We start from the raw sequence: 745 nt of genomic DNA, 5'->3' as shown, positions 1-745 counted from the left end.
GACGATCGCTTCAAGAAGCACTCTACATTAGCCAATACTACACCGGCCGACACTAAGCACATAATAAATTAACAGACTCCAGACTTACAGCCTGAATACCGTTCTCACGACAATTCAGAGATTTGAACATGAGATTGTCTATGAAGACAGGAAACGCTGATAGGATTCACCAAATCCACGCCAGCCCTGTAGCCCGCCAGTATGAACAGCTAATACTCGCGCTCCCGCCTGGATTCTTCCTTGATGAATATACTCCGCCAGCCCATACATCATCTTTCCTGTATAAACAGGGTCTAGAACCAAACCATGCTCATCATAAACATCAGAAATAAATTCCGTCAGACGACTATTGATTTTGGCAAAGCCACCGAAATGATAGTGATGACATATTCTCCAAGGGTTAACCCTACTGGCACCTGATAACTGCCGCTCTACGCGATGCTCCAGGTCGTGAGCATTTTTTAGTGCAGAAAATCCAACACACTGGGCTCGACCAATATTTGCCTGAGCAATCCCTGCCAAGGTTGCGCCTGAGCCCACAGCACAAGCTATCAAGTCATAGTTAAGTTGCCCCGCATGATGCAAGGTATTAAATAAACTTTCGATTCCTAGCGTGCCTTGTCTACCTGCACCACCTTCAGGAACAACCCAGGCTTCGGGCATTGCCTCTTTATACATATCAGGTGTAGTGTTAGAAGCAGTGTGACGATACGTTTCACGATCAAGCCATTGAATCTTCATCCCC

Annotated in this window: 1 protein-coding gene; it reads right to left on the bottom strand. The window is 46.2% G+C overall.

Annotated elements, in window-relative coordinates:
* Nucleotides 1–138 precede the first annotated feature (138 nt).
* Nucleotides 139–745: 1-aminocyclopropane-1-carboxylate deaminase/D-cysteine desulfhydrase (locus tag A3735_RS07225; RefSeq protein WP_156499494.1), on the bottom strand; the 607-nt coding region annotated here is incomplete at its 5' end.

The sequence above is a fragment of the Oleiphilus sp. HI0061 genome (genome assembly GCF_001635675.1).
This window is presented reverse-complemented; position numbering and strand designations above follow the sequence as displayed.